The sequence below is a fragment of the Agaribacillus sp. DX54 genome, from assembly GCF_056858335.1.
Window position 1 is genome coordinate 46,082 of sequence record NZ_JBXEQE010000037.1, and the last position, 16,399, is coordinate 62,480.

A 16,399-nucleotide genomic window follows, 5' to 3' on the forward strand; every position below is an offset into this window, starting at 1 on the left:
CCTGTAAACCATTAATTATCCTTACATTCTATCCTATTTTAAGAATATCGGATTCAGACCGTAAATTGGACTAGGGGGAATCCGGATGCTATGGCCTTAAGCCGGATGTCAGCCGGATAACCTTTTACTTGTTATATGTAGTAGAAATCTTTATTAAATGAGTTTAAATGCAGATTTATTTTATTTTGTATCTGAAAATTAATTTCTTTTTAAGGGGCACAATGACCATTAAAATCAATGTGACGGAAGCTTCATTTTTGAATTGAAAACAGCTAATTTACTATTACCTAGGTATTAACCGGCGCGATCTATGCAATGGAGCCTGGAATACATCAGAGAATACGGCATTGGTCAATTTTCAGGTTTTCTGACTATTTCACAAATGTCACCACAAATTACCAAATATCATATAATTAAAACGGTAGATCATCGGCTGGCATATCATTCAGCTTAATTCGGTTTGCCCTTATCTTCTTTTGATTAGCTTCTTTTAAGCATTGCTCTACAAATTCCATGATTTCCTTGTTGTCATCATATAGACCCTTTGCTTTTTCAATCTCACATGATGTACAGTTGTATTCGCCTGGAAGCTGCCCATGCAATCTACAGGTGCCTTTCCAAATTGGATAGAAGAAAACATAATCCTCCTCATCTTTTGGATGTGGGAATTTCAACCAGTTCTCATTCATTTATCAATTAAGATCGGATTTCTTTACAGCCACCCTGTATTTGCCATTTTCAATAGCCTTTATGATTATCTCTCCATCTTGGGAGGAGGTGGGGGTCATTAGATTAACCTTACCATCTCTAGAGACTGAAAGAAAAGAACCATCTCTTGCTAACCTTATTAAGTCAAGTGCATTTTCGGGTGTGATTGAATTAAGATTGAATGGTATTTGCGTATCTAAAATAAAATCACTTAACACAAACTCGTCCTCAATACTTTTGTCAGGCTTGATGACCTGGATAAGCTTTGATAACTCATTGATTGTTAGACGCTTTTCTTTGAGAATACTGATTTCATCATATATTTTAAGATTTTCGCGTTTTAGCATTTCATCCAGGTGCCTGATTGTTTGCATCAGCTGGTGCGATTGAGTACTTGACGTTAGCTTTCTTTCAGCTATGTACGCCTTAGACTCCTCAGAGGCTAATATTCTTTTGGCGTAGGTTTCAGCGCTGCTATCAGTCAATTTCTTGTCTGGAAACGCCATTCGGTAGCATTCTACCTTAGTGCCAGCTCTTAAACCATTTGCAATATAGAAATCCAAAAACAGCCTCTCTTTATCCTCTAAATCCTTCATATCAGTTCAATTTTGAGCAAATTGGTTTTAATGAAATCCTGGTTTTCTTCTGAAAGCTGGGCCCTGGCATTATCAAATCCTACTTCCAGAACACGCATGATGAACCAGGCTACACTTCCGATCATTGAATATTTGCCATCTCCAATGACAAGAATGCTTTGGTGGATGAATAGGAGGAAGTCCTCAAAAGTGTTTTCTTTTTGCTCGACATTGGATACCTGGTAAAGATTTCTCAATCCTTCAATCAATTTCTGAGTGTATGCAAATCCTTCCATGCTCCCATGCTTCCATCTCCATTCCAAACATTCGTGATGAAGCTGCAAGGTTACTCCAACGCTATTTTCGTTGATAATCATTTACCAAATTATATCATCAACCTCGTATTTGATATCGCCTCCTTGACCCTTCAAATCAGCTATTGCCTGGTTGCAATTATCTATTTTCTTTTGTTCGGCCTCCCGAATGGCCTTTTTAACTGAGGCCCTGGACCAAAAATATGAGTCTATGCTTTGTAGTTCTGAGTTGGAGAGATTGTTGTATGTTGGAAAAACCTGAACCAGTGCTTTCATCTTAGATAGGCCTCCATTGATGTGGAGGTCTACGACCTTTAACTCTAGGGTCGTCAACCCTTTTTCAGTACTAACCATTTCTAAAATTTTAAATTGTGACTTCGCTTACCTTTGCCTAACAATCAACCTAAATATGCTTGTCTGTAATGGTAAATTGCATTCTGTGTTAATTTTATGGTTATTAAAAGATCAGGGTTTTAGGGCCATCGGAACTTTTACCAATGTTTTGGTTTAATTCTAGAATATTCTCGGCTATCTCGGGATTAGCCATGCCTGAAAATTTACCCATCTCTCCGGCGGTTGGCTGTGTATTTGTGGCTAAAGCTGCAATCTTTCGGCCACTTATTGAGGGAATAGAGGTGCTAAGGGCCTCCACACTCAATTTACCGTCCTTAAGGTTGGTTGCTAGTACACGCTCAATATCAATGTATGTTCCCTTGTAAAGATCACCCAGGATTTTAGTTAGCTCCCCTGCAATCCTTTGTAGCTGAGTAAATGCTTTGATCTCAGCAGGATCATTGATCGTTTCTGAGTTTTGCCGTTTGATGCCATCTTTTGCGGCCTGAGTAATCACAATTTTTCCCTTCGCAACTTCAAAATTTTCAATTTTAATTGAATTGAAACTTGAGGCATTTTTGATGGTATAAATGCACGATTGAACAAGGTTGGCAAAGTCTCTTGTGAATTTAGGGGCATCATACATCTTGACGGCACGCTCGTAATTGATCGATAGAACTTGATTGGCATTTTGTTTTTCTATGATCAATTCCAGGATCTTTATTCCAAAGGTTCTGGCCTCAAGTCCCAATCCGTTGTTGCTTTTTAGGGTCTGGCCCGGTCTTAATAACTCAAGCAATAACTCAGGAGTCAAGTCTATACCTAGGGGGCTTACTTCCTTTTTGGCCAATTCTATTAATTGGTTTGCGTAATCGCAAAACTTTTGATGTAAGTTTATTTTTCGATCTATAACATCCTGGTTGATACGCACAACCATTTCTTTCACTTCTTTTTTATTTTCAGCCATTTTACGCTGTTAATTATTCGATTATATTGGCTATACTGTTGGTTATCTCAGGCTCGTAATGCGAAAGTTCTGCCATCAACTGCTTTCGATAGGCCTGGTATTCATACTTTGATAAAGCACGGGTGGTGTAATGCACATCATATTTGTGGCCTGGCTCACCTAGCTCCAGTTTAGTAAGTTCAATAGATTTGGCAATGCTGAGGCCATCAAATACCTGGTGCCATATTACTCTCTGAAAAAACTTTTTTATCTTGAATTTCTTCATAATTTTTTTTTAAAACCAACCTTACGGGGTTGGGAAATATGTTAAATGAAATCTTGCAAATAAGTATAGTAATAGATTGGCCTAAATGTTTATATATAAACCCCTTATTCTTGTAAAAAAGAGGTTATTTTTTACAATTATTTGAATTACAGGGTATTGAAAAGCGTAGAGGTCTTGATTTTGATATTTGCCTGATCAATCAAAACCAATCTGGGGCAATCTAAAGCAATTGAATGTGATTGTACTGGATAAGGACAAGAGGTGTACCCCCTAAAAAGAAATGTTATAGTTTAAGTGTGAGCGGCTTGGATGGCGACCCCCAAATAATCTTTCATTTTATTATTTTATATGCTGGAGGAAACGAATTCCTAGTTTATACTACCTATTTTAAAATTTAGAAAGCAAAAGTGCGGCATCGCCGCATATACTATTTTGATTACTTTTTTAAAAGTAAAAAACCTACGTTTTATTAAGTATTACTTTACTAAGTATTAATAAGTATTATGTACGCACCGAAAAGTAGTGTTTTTCTACACCGAAAGGCGCATTTTCTTCTACACCGAAAAGTAGTGTTTTTCTACACCGAAAGGTAATCATATCCTTTCCCAGTGAAATTCTATGGTTTCAAAGTCTATACCAGTTTCGAAATGGACATCGTAAGGATGATACCCTTTTACTTTGAAATTTTTGAGTTGGGAAATGTCATTTTGATCAAGCTCATATTTCGGGTCAACCTCTTCTACTGGATCATATTCGTTCAGTCTTCTTTTGGTTTCAGAATATTTATCATACCATTTCTTGGACTCGTTTTTGTACCACCTTAATTCACGATCCATGTCTTTAATTACGTTGTTTGATATTTCAATAAAAGAGGCCAAATGAATTTCAATGTCACCTCCATCAACGAATCTAAAAATTTTAAGCTCAAAAAGCTCCTCCAGACTTGCTTTGATGTATTTGATACCAAATCCGTTATCCTGCATGATTGTGGTAAGCTCTTTACGATCGTACATTATTTTGTTGTAGTCAACTATGTGTTTCCATAGGCACACGAGAAATGCTTTAGTTTTATTTTTTATATTATCCGTAATCAGGAGGGCGTTAGGGATCTTTTCATAATATTTCAACTTGAAATCGGTTAGGTTGATCACCAACCTTTCCTTGTAGGCTCCATTTTTGCAACTTTTTACCTTCGATAGAGTCCACAAACCATGAGTTTCACAGTCCACCAAAGCCTTTTTGATGACGTCATTGTTCAGGTTAAACTTGTTCTTTAATTCGGAATAAGTGTAAGGTGCCCTAATATTAATTTGGTGCTTTATGCACAAGTAAACCAGCCTTGACATTGGTGTCAGATTTTTGTTGTCTGATACCCGGTGGTGGAAGGGGGTAAATCTATCACTGACGTCTTTTAGATTCGTTTGTCTAGCATACTCCAATTCTTCCCTTTTTCTGGTTTCCATCTCTTCTTTTTCCAACTTCACATTTTTCATCTTCATTCCAACTCTTTTTTATCTTCTTCATCTAATTTCTTCTTTGCCTCAACCATTATTTTCATCATTCGAAAGTCTTTCATGATATCTCTGATAACATCTTCAAATTGTTGATTTGAGGTTGGTACCAATAAACTCCTTACGTCAACGTTCAATACTTTGGCAATTTCCACCAGTACCTCCAACGGAGGGTTTGAAGTCCCGGTACACCAATTAGAAACACTGGTCCTGGTTACACCCAGTTTCTCAGCTAACCAGTCTTGCTTATGGCCACTCTCTTTTAATATTTCTTTTATGCGGGTTATTCTACGGTTTTTCACAAATACAATGATAAAAAAATTATTCAAAATATCAAAATATTTTTGATATTATTTTGTTTTTGTTAAAATATTTTTGATATTTGTTATCACTTTAAACTATTTTAAACTTAAATTACTCGACATGACTAAACAAGTTATTGAAAATCTGAAAGATATGACAAATGGCCAGTTGATCAAATACGCAACCAAGTTACTTGCTAAAATTCAAAAAGACGAATGCTCCATTGAAGCTATCGTGGTGCTGGCAGAAATACATTACAGGTCAACTGATCTTAGTGGTATAGGTGATCACTTTATTTGCGAGTTTATCGGATTTGTGAATTATGACATTGCAGATTTGCCAGATAGCGAAAAAAGAAGGATAATCAAGCTGATGTTGACGAATTGTATACAGGGCACCGCAGGTATTAAGAATACAATTGAGATCATGAATGAACCTTTACTGATAGCAAGCTAAAATTAAAATCCGGGTTTAGGACCGCCAATTCGACTTGTGAGCCCTTCAAATCTGCCTATAGGGTAGGTAGTCATAGGCCGTCGAACTTGAAGCTAGTACTTGTAATTGAAATCCCTGGTAATTTAAATGTAAACCGGTCGCAGTGCCGGTTCTTTTTTTTTGAAGAAGTAGGTGAAGTTGAATTTAATGAGGGTCGGGGAGGGCTTGTTAGGAGTGGATGGATTAAAATTTTACCCGGTGGAGGTATTAAGAAAACCGTTTGGATGGAAGGATAAAAGAACAGTTATTCGTAATTTAAGAAATTTAGGTGTATCAATAAGATATAAAGGTGGTAAGCACTGGTTTAGCCTGGACGAATTAAACAATGTATTTGTCCAGGGTGAGACTAAGTGTACAACATCTTATGAACCTTATAAACCATTATCGAAATTGGCGGATTTAAGCGATATACTATGAGATTACCAGCCAAATACAAACGACATGGCTTACATATCTGGTGCAACACCTGCAAAAAGGTAGTGACTAAAAAGCCATGTGGTTTAACTCACAACATGGTGTTTCAATCCCGGATCTGGAATCCCCATACTTCTCAAACTGATATAATCAAAAGTTGGACCAGGGATTTCGATGAGTCCAAGCAACGCCATGAGCAATTTAAAAAGGAGCTTAAGGACAATGATTACAACCTACGTAGAGGTCCGGTGCAATTCATACCCAAATTATTTAGCCAGGCTTTTGGGTGGTATATGGATTACCTCCAAGATTTAAATGTGGAAAGCTATGAAGTAAAAAATCTTACTGAGGACTATGTAAAAGCTCAACGTAGGTACATAAGTCAATTTGTAACTGCTATTAAAGCCAAAGGGTATAATCCAAATGCGATGGATTTGAGAATAGGTAAAAACGTAGTTGGAATCTTTCATAATTACCTGGAAGATCAAGGCTATGCGGCCAAGACCTACAATCACCACATAGTTGCCATGCGGACCATGTATAACGTCTTTCTAAAAGAAAAATTTGTATCGGAAAACCCATTTCTTAAGGTAAGACAAAAATATACTACCAATAACCCTGACATAGTCCACGAGGAGGAATTAGAGAAGTTATTTAAGGTGATTACGTATGAAAACGGATGGGCCCAGATAGGCAACACGAAACTAAACCGGTATCGTCACTGGCTGAAAGATGCCATATTATTGGCCCTCTACACTGGTGAAAGGAGGGATGGTGTGTTTCTTCTTCAGTGGAAACATGTGGAGGAAAACTATCTCAAAATACCCAATTTCAAAGTCAACCAAAAACAAAAGATAGAAGACTATCATTTCGTTCCAATAACAAATGATATAGCTGAGTTTCTATTGAATTTGGAAAGGGGAAGTGAGAAAGATTACTTGATAGAGCCATTTCACAAAAACCGGAGGACCTTAAAAGATCAGTGTTCCAAGGCATTTACCCATTTCTGGCTTTTAGCGGGTCTGGACAAAAGGAAAAGTTTTAAGACCCTGAGAAAAACTTTGGAGACTAGATTATGGACAATGTTAGGTGATAAATCAAAGGCGTTAAAGCGACATAAGAACCTGTCTACAACTATTGACTATTACCTGGGGCAGAAGGAGATTATGAAGGAGCTTAAAGGTCAAAAAATGTTCAATTTTTCTCCAAAAACTTAACACCAAACTTAACACCAGAAACAAATGAGGACACAAAATGTGCCCTCACGTGTAGCGAAGACGGGAGTTGAACCCGTGACCTCAGGGTTATGAATCCTGCGCTCTAACCAACTGAGCTACCTCGCCATAAATTTAAAATTCTTTATAAAAATTTGTACTGATCAGAGCCAGTACCCGTTATTAAATCGGAGTGCAAACTTACTAATATTGTGTTTTAAAATGCAATACTTTTAAGAAGTAATTTTTGGGCATCTCGCAAAAAAAATATATCTTAAAAAACATTTACCAACGATCAGGTTATGAGTAAATTTAAGTTTCACACAGAGTTTGAGATTAACGCATCCAAAAAGATGCTTTTTCCCTACCTGAACACTGCCAGTGGCCTTGCGCAATGGTTTGCCGATGATGTTAATGTAAACGAAGACAAGGTTTACAATTTTATCTGGGATGGTGAAGACCATAAGGCCAGACTGGTCGCACACCGATCGAATAGCTATGTAAAATTTGAGTTTCTGCCAAAAGATGATGATGAACACGACAAGGCATTTTTTGAATTCAAATTAGATCAGAATGAATTAACTCAGTCGGTGTTCCTGCGCATTACAGACTACTCAGAAAACAACGATGCCGAAGAGCTGGAAGATATGTGGGAAAACCTCATCCTTACCCTCAAGGAAACCGTAGGTGGCTGAGCCGGTAATCCATACCTAAAACCAACAACCCAAAATTTCTGCATCATTTTTGCTGGCTATTGAGTACTTTTGCACAAGTTGGCGTCTAATCAATCGCAGAACATGAAAAAGCTGGATAAGCTGGTACTTAAATCTTTTATTGGTCCGTTTATACTGACCTTTGTGGTGGTGGTCTTTATTCTCCTGTTGCAATATATGCTGAAATATTTCGACGACTTGGTGGGTAAGGGGCTGGGCTTTGAGGTGTTTGCGGAATTAATGACTTCCTTCAGCATTGTTATGACTCCCAATGCATTACCGCTGGCGGTTTTGTTGTCGTCTTTAATGACTTTTGGTAACCTGGGAGAACACTTCGAGTTAACTGCTATAAAAAGCTCCGGGATTTCCTTGTTGAGGGCCATGGCACCTATTTTTTATTTCACACTTCTGCTAACCGCTTTCGCTTTTTTCTCCAATAACCACATCGTTCCTAAAGCGGCTTTGAATGCGTATAGCTTAATGTACGATGTAAGACAGCAAAAGCCCGCACTTAATATAAAGGAGGGCGCTTTTTATAACGGCATCAAAAATTTTACCATTCGGGTTAACGAGAAAGACCCTCAAGGCGACAGTATGAAGGATTTGGTCATTTATGATCATACCAAGCGGAAAGGCAATATAGATATTATCATGGCTGATTCCGGCAGAATGTATTCTTTTATGAATGAACGCTATCTGGTGATGGAGTTGTTTGACGGGCACCGTTACAGCCAGTCGGATAAAACGTCGCAAAGGAACTATGGTAAAAAAGATATCGAACCCTATGTGCGGACCAGGTTTGCGCAGACAAAAATGATTTTTAGTCTCGAGGATTTCGACCTAAAAAAGACCAAGAAAGAATTATTTGCCAATAATCGATTGATGAAAAACATTGGCCAGTTGAGTGAGGACATCGACTCAATGGATTTTGAAGTACAAGAGGTGAAATATAAAATCTTTAAAAATGTCCGGAACTACTACAGTTATCATTTAAAGGAAAAAATTGTCATTCCCGAAAAATATGATCAGGTAAGAATAAAATTGGATTCCCTAAGAATGGCCCAGGACAGTATCCAGGCAGTGAAAGATGGTGAATATGAAGCCAGATATAATGCTGAAGCGTCTGACAGGAAGGCAAAAAAAATAGACAAAACCAGTAAAAAAACTCCAAAGAAACCCTCTAAAGGAGTTACTCCCCTTCCAAGTTCGAAAAACACAGAAATTGCAAAGCAGCCTGAACCCCGCCAAAAAGCTGCTTTAAAACCATCGAAAGGTCTTAAACTGAATAAATCAAAAACCGTTACCGACAAATTGGCAAATGCTAAAATAGACAACAAAAAACCTAATACAATTGCGGAATCTGAAAATGTAGAGAAAAAGAAGGATACTTTGACAATTGAAGAGGCCATGGTTAAGGTAGACAGTGTAATGGCTTTGGAGAACAACCAAACCAAAATCATGGCAAGTGCCCTCACCAAGGCCAGGCAGATGAAAAACCAAATGGTTACGCAGGATACAAATGCTGATAACCTGATCAATGAAACGCGAAAGTATAAAATTGAGAAGAACAAAAAATACGCTTTGGCATTGGCCTGTTTGTCGATGTTTTTGATTGGCGCACCTTTGGGGGCGATTATAAAGAAAGGAGGGTTGGGGTTTCCGGTCATCATATCGATTATATTTTTTATCCTGTTTTATGTGATCAATATAACCGGTGAGAAGTTAGCCAAGCAAGGAATCATCGAGCCATGGATAGGAGCATGGGCGGCCAATTTTATCCTTTTTCCGATAGGCCTGTTTTTCCTTCGCCAGGCCAGAATCGACGCCAGGCTTTTTGACCTGGATTTTTACAATGTGTTTGTGATCAATATTAAAAGGAGATTCTCCAAAAGCATTAATCGGCAAGAAAAATTGCAACCGCAACCAAGTGGTAAGTAGTTAGTTTGGGGGAAGTCCTGGCGGCCAGCAACTTATTAATATTTATCTTTAATGATTTGTTTATAAAAAAACGTATCTATACCTTTGTGCCTCAATAAAAAAGGATTTATATTTATTTTGACTAAGCATGTATTTAAGTAAAGAAAAAAAAGAAGAGTTATTCAAAAATCATGGTCGGTTAAAATCAACGAACGATACAGGGTCCCCTGAGTCGCAAATTGCATTGTTTACTTACAGGATTAATCACCTGACAGACCATTTGAAGAAAAACAAAAAAGATCATTCAAGCCGCTTGGGGTTATTAAAGCTGGTTGGAAAAAGGAGGAGACTTTTGGATTACCTTTATAAACGGGATATAGAAAGATACAGATCCATTATAGCAGAATTGAAATTAAGAAAATAACAGCAAGAATTCAGAGAGGGGATTCCTAACGGGATTCCCTCTTTCTTTCCAATCTTACAAGCCTGTTTTTTGTGTGTGTAACCAGGGCTTGCCGACTTTACGACAAAACAATATTATATGTCTTTTAACATTATTACCAAAACTATTAAACTAAACGATGGGAGAGAGATTACCATAGAAACCGGTAAGCTTGCCAAGCAGGCCGATGGTTCGGTGGTAGTCAGGATGGGAAATACCATTCTATTGGCTACTGTAGTTTCTAAAAAAGAGGCTATGGAAGGAGTTGATTTCTTACCTTTGTCTGTCGACTATCAGGAAAAATTTGCAGCCTCCGGAAAAATACCGGGTGGTTTTTTGAAAAGGGAAGGAAGGCTTTCCGATTATGAGATCCTGATTTCAAGACTTGTAGACCGCGCGCTTCGTCCCCTTTTTCCGGAAGATTATCATGCGGATACGCAGGTCAACATCAATTTGATATCTTCTGATGAAAACATTATGCCGGACGCCCTCGCTGCTTTGGCAGCTTCTTCAGCGCTGGCAGTTTCCGACATCCCCTTTAACGGTCCGATTTCCGAAGTCAGGGTGATCTGGCGAAAGGGCGAGTATATTATTAATCCTGATAAAGACTTGCTGGAAGATGCCGATCTGGATTTGATTGTAGCCGCTTCCCATGAAAACATCACCATGGTGGAAGGTGAAATGAGTGAGGTGGACGAGGAGGTAATGCTGGAAGCTTTACAGGTGGCACATGAGGCCATCAAAGTCCAGTGTGAAGTGCAAATGGCGTTAACCAAAGAGGTAGGAAAAGAAGAGAAAAGGGAATATGATCATGAAGTAAACGATCCGGAGCTCAGAGAAAAGCTGTTTGAAATGTTTTATGAGCAGCTTTACGGTATTGCCAAGCAAACCATTGTTAACAAAGCTGAACGCAAAGAGGCATTTACCGCTCCCCTGGATGCTTATCTCGAGAGTTTACCGGAAGAACATGAACTGGACGAGGATTTAATTAAAAGGTATTATCACGAGATAGAAAAAAAGGCGGCCAGGGACCTGGTTCTGAACGATGATATTCGTTTGGATGGAAGGAAAATGGATGAAATCAGGCCTATTTGGAGTGAAGTGGATTGCCTGCCGTCACCCCACGGTTCTGCCATTTTCACCCGGGGTGAAACGCAATCTTTGACTACTGTCACCCTGGGAACCAAACTGGATGAGCAAATTATTGATGGAGCAGTAATTTCAGGATATAATAAATTTATACTTCACTATAACTTCCCGGGCTTTAGTACCGGCGAGGTAAAACCTAATCGTGGTCCTGGCAGAAGGGAAGTGGGGCATGGTAATCTGGCAGCGCGCTCTTTGAAGAAGGTTTTACCGCATGACGATGACAACCCCTATACAATTCGTGTAGTATCAGATATTCTGGAATCTAACGGTTCCTCTTCCATGGCCACCGTATGTGCCGGAGCGCTGGCATTAATGGATGCCGGCATACCCATCAAAACACCGGTTTCAGGCATTGCAATGGGAATGATATCTGACCCGGAAACCGGAAAGTTTGCCATACTTTCAGATATCCTGGGTGATGAAGACCATCTCGGTGACATGGATTTTAAGGTGACAGGTACCGAAAAAGGTATCACAGCCTGTCAGATGGATATTAAAATAGACGGTCTTGCTTATGATGTCTTGAGGCAGGCCCTGTTACAGGCCAAAGAAGGAAGGTTACATATCCTGAACGAAATTAAAAAGACCCTGTCTGAACCAAGACCCGATTACAAACCACATGCGCCCAGATCTGTTACCATTAAAATCAATAAAGACTACATTGGTGCCGTGATTGGCCCCGGCGGAAAAGTGGTTCAGGAAATTCAAAAAGAAACCGGCGCGACAATCATCATCGATGAAGTTGACGATAAGGGAATTGTAAACATCTTTGCCACCAACAAAGAAGCTATGGATCAGGCCTACGCCAGGGTGAAAGCGATCGTAGCCGAACCTGAAATAGGAGAGGTTTACGATGGAAAAGTAAAATCTATCATGCCTTTTGGTGCTTTCGTAGAGTTTTTACCTGGAAAAGAAGGACTATTACACAAATCAGAAATTAAGTGGGAACGCATCGAAAACATGGATGGAGTCCTTGAAAACGGAGAAGAAGTACGTGTAAAATTACTGGACATTGATAGAAAATCAGGCAAATTTAAATTGTCCAGAAAGGTTTTATTACCTAGGCCAGAAAAAAAAGCTGAAAACAAAAATTAATTTTTTAATTTACCTTATTTTACAACATTATTCTTTATATTCGATTTAATGTAAAATAAATGGTGGCTATTTTACACCGTTTTGTTAGCAAAAACAAAACCTAAAATGCATGAGACAACTCAAGATTAGCAAGCAGATAACCAACCGGGAGAGTCAGTCTCTCGACAAGTACTTGCAGGAAATTGGAAAAGTTGACTTGCTAACCCCTGATGAAGAAGTAGACCTGGCTAAGAGAATAAGGGATGGTGACCAATTGGCACTGGAGAAATTGACCAAAGCAAATCTTAGATTTGTTGTATCAGTAGCTAAACAATATCAAAACCAGGGTTTGTCTCTGGGTGATCTCATCAATGAAGGTAATCTTGGATTGATAAAAGCAGCACAGCGGTTTGACGAAACCAGGGGCTTCAAATTTATTTCCTATGCCGTTTGGTGGATCAGACAGTCTATTTTGCAGGCACTTGCCGAACAATCACGTATTGTCAGATTGCCGCTGAATCGCGTCGGCTCTTTAAATAAAATCTCTAAAACCTTTTCAGAACTAGAACAAAAGTATGAGAGAGAACCATCACCGGACGAGCTGGCCGAGGTACTGGATGTAACGACCAATGAAGTGGTGGATACCATGAAAATTTCGGGCCGTCATGTTTCCATGGATGCGCCGTTTGTTCAGGGTGAAGAGAATAGTTTGCTGGATGTTTTGGAAAATGACGGGGAAGAAAAGCCTGACTCAGAGCTCATGAACGATTCCCTTCGCCGGGAGGTACAAAGAGCACTTTCGACATTGACACAACGAGAAGCCGACGTGATCACCTTGTACTTCGGTTTGAATGGTGAACATTCGATGACATTGGAAGAAATAGGAGAAAAATTCAACCTAACCAGGGAAAGGGTAAGGCAAATTAAGGAGAAGGCAATCAGAAGATTGCGTCATACATCGAGAAGTAAAGCTTTAAAACCATATTTAGGATAGAAAAACATATACATTTCTTACATGGGTCTCCCTCCAATGGAGAGACCTTTTTTTATGTCCGGAGATTATTGAAATTTTGTATCTTTATCGACAACATTATAGCATGTTTTTCGTAAAGGATTTGGATGATTTAAGATAAATTAACATGGCAGAAGAACAAATAAAAGTATTGATACTTGGCTCGGGACCTGCGGGATACACAGCAGCCATTTATGCCTCCAGGGCTGGTTTAAGTCCGGTGCTGTACACAGGAGGAGAACCTGGAGGACAATTAACCATCACCAACGACGTAGAAAACTATCCGGGTTACCCAGATGGGGTAATAGGACCGCAAATGATGACAGATTTTCAAAAGCAGGCTGAAAGGTTCGGCACAGATGTCAGATTTGGCTTGGCCACAGCGGTAGACTTCAACAGTTACCCTTTCAAAGTAACCATCGATGATAAAGAGGTGATCACGGCAGAATCCGTAATCATCTCCACAGGAGCTTCAGCAAAATGGCTGGGAATACCCTCTGAACAAAAGTTCAATGGCAAGGGTGTTTCCGCCTGTGCGGTTTGTGATGGCTTTTTCTTCAGGGAAAAGGATGTTATTGTCGTAGGTGGAGGGGATACAGCGGCTGAAGAAGCAACTTACTTATCCAAATTATGTAAAAAGGTCTATATGCTGGTACGCAGAGACGAAATGAGGGCGTCTAAAATCATGCAGCACAGAGTACTGAATACACCCAATATTGAAGTATTATGGAATACTGAAACAGACGAAGTGCTGGGAGACGAAGAGGTAAATGCTGTAAGCGTGATAAATAATAAAACCGGGGAAAAAAGAGAGATTCCAGTGCAGGGATTTTTTGTGGCCATCGGTCACAAACCCAACACCGACATATTCAGGGATTTTCTTAATATGGATGAAAGTGGGTATATAAAAACAGTTCCCGGCACTACCCATACCAATGTTGAAGGCGTTTTTGCATCGGGTGATGCTCAGGATCCCATCTATCGTCAGGCCGTAACAGCCGCTGGCACCGGTTGTATGGCTGCGCTGGACGCAGAAAGATTTTTAGCCGCCAAAGAAGTAGCTGTCTCCTGATGAGGGTGCGATTGTTTTTTACCGGCCTGTTTTCCCTGATCCTCTTCTTTTCGCCGGACCAGTTGCCAGGACAAAATAGCTATTCCTTTAATAATATGAGGGAAATGCCGGATTTTAATACCAGGATATCCAAATACCTTTTCTCATCAGGGAATTCCAAGAAAAAGAAAAACCGTGAAAAAATTCCTTTTAAAATTACCTGGGAGATAGCAGATACTTTCAGAGTAGATGTAAGAAGAAGCATGTTGTTGGCCAAGGGGTATGGCCAAATGGCCGAAAGAGGTATCATGAGTTTCTACGAATTGTCCGGGGAATTGACTGTGGATGGCAACTGGATTGAAAGTCACGACCATTTTGCCGTATGGGATTCTAAAAAGGTAAACCCCTATGACTTCGATCCGACCAAGTATAAGGAAAGCATAACCGTTGCTTTGAAGGACAAGGAGGACTTATGGATATCTCCTATGAAAAATTCCTCCAAAGTCAATTCCAAGTTCGGAATGAGACGATATCGATGGCATCACGGTGTTGATCTGGATTTAGAAAGGGGTGAGCCGGTAAGGGCCGTAGCCGATGGTATTGTCAGGGTAGCGCGGTATGACCGCTACGGCTATGGTCATTACGTAGTATTACGGCATAAAAATGGATTAGAAACACTTTACGGTCATTTTTTGAAAAAAATTGTTCGGGTTGGCCAGGAAGTAAAAAGGGGGGATATCATTGGATTAGGTGGCAGTACCGGAAGAAGTACAGGTTATCACCTCCACTTTGAAGTAAGATATAAGGGAGTTGCCGTAGATCCGACGCAATTATACGATTTTCAGGAGAATCAGTTAAAAGACGCCAACCTGGATATTACTCCTCAAACCTTTGCGTATGTAAAGGAACTGCAGAAAAAGAGGTATCATAGAATTAGATCAGGAGACACTTTAGGCAGAATAAGCCGTAAATACAGAACCACAATTGGCACACTTTGCCGGCTTAACAGTATCTCCAGAAACAAGATTTTAAGGATAGGTAGAATGCTGAGGGTTCGGTAGCCGGTAAATTTATCCCCTGAAATTAATGAAGTTAGATATTCTTGTCTTTGCTGCCCATCCTGATGATGCGGAGCTTTCCTGTTCGGGTACTATCATATCACATGTTAAACAAGGTAAAAAGGTGGGTATGGTAGATTTTACCAAAGGCGAATTAAGTACCCGGGGTAATCCTGAAATCAGAATGGAGGAAGCAAGACAAGCCACTGAAATACTGGGTCTTTCAATCAGGGAAAACCTGGGGTTTGAAGATATCCACTTTAAAAATGATAAAGCACACCAGTTGGAGGTTCTTAAGATGATCCGGAAATACCAGCCTGAAATTGTATTGGCCAATGCGATTGAGGATCGCCACCCAGACCACCCTAAAGCTTCACAACTTGCCCTGCAGAGCTGTTTTATGGCCGGATTAAAAATGATCGAGACGACTTTGGATGGTGTGAAACAAGCTGCCTGGAGGCCTGTGGCGGTTTATCATTACATTCAGAGCAATTTCATCAAACCGGATATTATTGTCGATGTTTCTGAGCATTGGGAGCAAAGAATGGCCTCTGTCAGGGCCTTCAGATCACAGTTTTTCGATCCCGATAACAAAGAACCGGAAACCTTCATCTCCTCGGCCCAGTTTATGCAGTTGCTGGAAGCCAGGGCTACGGAATACGGAAAATCAATCGGTGTGAAATATGGCGAAGGTTTTACCGTGAATCAAAACATAGGTGTAAGGAGTCTTTTCGATCTGATTTGATTCCAATATACTGTATCTCAAATCTCCAAACTGGCACAAGCGGAAGGTGGCTGTTGCACAATGTTTTCGGCAAAGTTCTTGGTTCCTTGGTGTAAGCATACTGTCAACCCCCAGTTGATTTGTATTTACCTTCCCCTTA

Annotated in this window: 18 protein-coding genes and 1 tRNA gene; 10 read left to right on the top strand and 9 right to left on the bottom strand. The window is 39.7% G+C overall.

Features of this window, described 5'->3' with window-relative positions:
- Positions 1 to 413: 413 nt before the first annotated feature.
- From AC04NP_RS26390 to AC04NP_RS26425, 8 genes are all read right to left on the bottom strand, one after another.
- Positions 414 to 689, bottom strand: coding sequence for a hypothetical protein (locus tag AC04NP_RS26390; protein WP_482863077.1), 276 nt, complete (start codon positions 687 to 689; stop codon positions 414 to 416).
- Between the two features lie 3 nt (positions 690 to 692).
- A complete protein-coding gene (locus AC04NP_RS26395; RefSeq protein WP_482863078.1) occupies positions 693 to 1,304 on the bottom strand; it encodes a hypothetical protein in 612 nt (203 codons plus the stop codon).
- Entirely contained in the window at positions 1,301 to 1,660 is a 360-nt protein-coding gene (locus AC04NP_RS26400; RefSeq protein ID WP_482863079.1) for a hypothetical protein, read from the bottom strand. Before AC04NP_RS26400 ends, AC04NP_RS26395 begins: the two co-directional genes overlap by 4 nt.
- On the bottom strand, positions 1,661 to 1,951 hold the full coding sequence (locus tag AC04NP_RS26405) for a hypothetical protein (protein WP_482863080.1): 291 nt from the start codon (positions 1,949 to 1,951) through the stop codon (positions 1,661 to 1,663). It lies immediately after the preceding gene.
- Positions 1,952 to 2,054: 103 nt separating this feature from the next.
- On the bottom strand, positions 2,055 to 2,897 hold the full coding sequence (locus tag AC04NP_RS26410) for a hypothetical protein (RefSeq protein ID WP_482863081.1): 843 nt from the start codon (positions 2,895 to 2,897) through the stop codon (positions 2,055 to 2,057).
- Positions 2,898 to 2,910: 13 nt separating this feature from the next.
- Positions 2,911 to 3,162, bottom strand: coding sequence for a hypothetical protein (locus tag AC04NP_RS26415; RefSeq protein WP_482863082.1), 252 nt, complete (start codon positions 3,160 to 3,162; stop codon positions 2,911 to 2,913).
- Positions 3,163 to 3,755: 593 nt separating this feature from the next.
- Positions 3,756 to 4,661, bottom strand: a complete 906-nt coding sequence (locus AC04NP_RS26420) for a hypothetical protein (protein ID WP_482863083.1) — start codon at positions 4,659 to 4,661, stop codon at positions 3,756 to 3,758.
- On the bottom strand, positions 4,658 to 5,002 hold the full coding sequence (locus AC04NP_RS26425) for a helix-turn-helix domain-containing protein (protein WP_482863084.1): 345 nt from the start codon (positions 5,000 to 5,002) through the stop codon (positions 4,658 to 4,660). The genes AC04NP_RS26420 and AC04NP_RS26425 overlap by 4 nt, the downstream gene beginning before the upstream one ends.
- A gap of 94 nt (positions 5,003 to 5,096) precedes the next feature.
- Between AC04NP_RS26425 and AC04NP_RS26430 the strand changes: the two genes are divergently transcribed.
- Both AC04NP_RS26430 and AC04NP_RS26435 read left to right on the top strand, forming a co-directional pair.
- Positions 5,097 to 5,432, top strand: a complete 336-nt coding sequence (locus tag AC04NP_RS26430) for a hypothetical protein (protein WP_482863085.1) — start codon at positions 5,097 to 5,099, stop codon at positions 5,430 to 5,432.
- Between the two features lie 452 nt (positions 5,433 to 5,884).
- The gene (locus tag AC04NP_RS26435; protein WP_482863086.1) at positions 5,885 to 7,102 is read left to right on the top strand and encodes a tyrosine-type recombinase/integrase; all 1,218 of its coding nucleotides are present in this window, start codon (positions 5,885 to 5,887) and stop codon (positions 7,100 to 7,102) included.
- A 52-nt stretch (positions 7,103 to 7,154) separates the two neighbouring features.
- Here the strand turns inward: AC04NP_RS26435 and AC04NP_RS26440 are convergent.
- A tRNA-Met gene (locus AC04NP_RS26440) sits at positions 7,155 to 7,228 on the bottom strand.
- A gap of 173 nt (positions 7,229 to 7,401) precedes the next feature.
- On the opposite strand from AC04NP_RS26440, the gene AC04NP_RS26445 reads away from it, so the two are divergent.
- The 8 genes from AC04NP_RS26445 (at position 7,402) to bshB1 (ending at position 16,260) form a co-directional block, all read left to right on the top strand.
- Positions 7,402 to 7,794, top strand: coding sequence for an START-like domain-containing protein (locus AC04NP_RS26445; RefSeq protein ID WP_482863087.1), 393 nt, complete (start codon positions 7,402 to 7,404; stop codon positions 7,792 to 7,794).
- Between the two features lie 102 nt (positions 7,795 to 7,896).
- A complete protein-coding gene (locus AC04NP_RS26450; RefSeq protein WP_482863088.1) occupies positions 7,897 to 9,750 on the top strand; it encodes an LptF/LptG family permease in 1,854 nt (617 codons plus the stop codon).
- A gap of 127 nt (positions 9,751 to 9,877) precedes the next feature.
- A complete protein-coding gene (rpsO, locus tag AC04NP_RS26455) occupies positions 9,878 to 10,153 on the top strand; it encodes a 30S ribosomal protein S15 (RefSeq protein WP_482863089.1) in 276 nt (91 codons plus the stop codon).
- Between the two features lie 117 nt (positions 10,154 to 10,270).
- Entirely contained in the window at positions 10,271 to 12,415 is a 2,145-nt protein-coding gene (pnp, locus tag AC04NP_RS26460; protein WP_482863090.1) for a polyribonucleotide nucleotidyltransferase, read from the top strand.
- 109 nt (positions 12,416 to 12,524) lie between these two features.
- Complete coding sequence (locus AC04NP_RS26465; RefSeq protein WP_346755836.1) at positions 12,525 to 13,388, top strand: sigma-70 family RNA polymerase sigma factor; 864 nt, start codon at positions 12,525 to 12,527, stop codon at positions 13,386 to 13,388.
- Between the two features lie 145 nt (positions 13,389 to 13,533).
- Complete coding sequence (trxB, locus tag AC04NP_RS26470; RefSeq protein ID WP_482863091.1) at positions 13,534 to 14,478, top strand: thioredoxin-disulfide reductase; 945 nt, start codon at positions 13,534 to 13,536, stop codon at positions 14,476 to 14,478.
- Positions 14,478 to 15,518 (top strand): peptidoglycan DD-metalloendopeptidase family protein, encoded by a 1,041-nt coding sequence (locus AC04NP_RS26475; protein WP_482863092.1) that lies wholly within the window; start codon positions 14,478 to 14,480, stop codon positions 15,516 to 15,518. Before trxB ends, AC04NP_RS26475 begins: the two co-directional genes overlap by 1 nt.
- 25 nt (positions 15,519 to 15,543) lie before the next feature.
- Entirely contained in the window at positions 15,544 to 16,260 is a 717-nt protein-coding gene (bshB1, locus tag AC04NP_RS26480) for a bacillithiol biosynthesis deacetylase BshB1 (RefSeq protein ID WP_482863093.1), read from the top strand.
- Positions 16,261 to 16,399 lie beyond the last annotated feature (139 nt).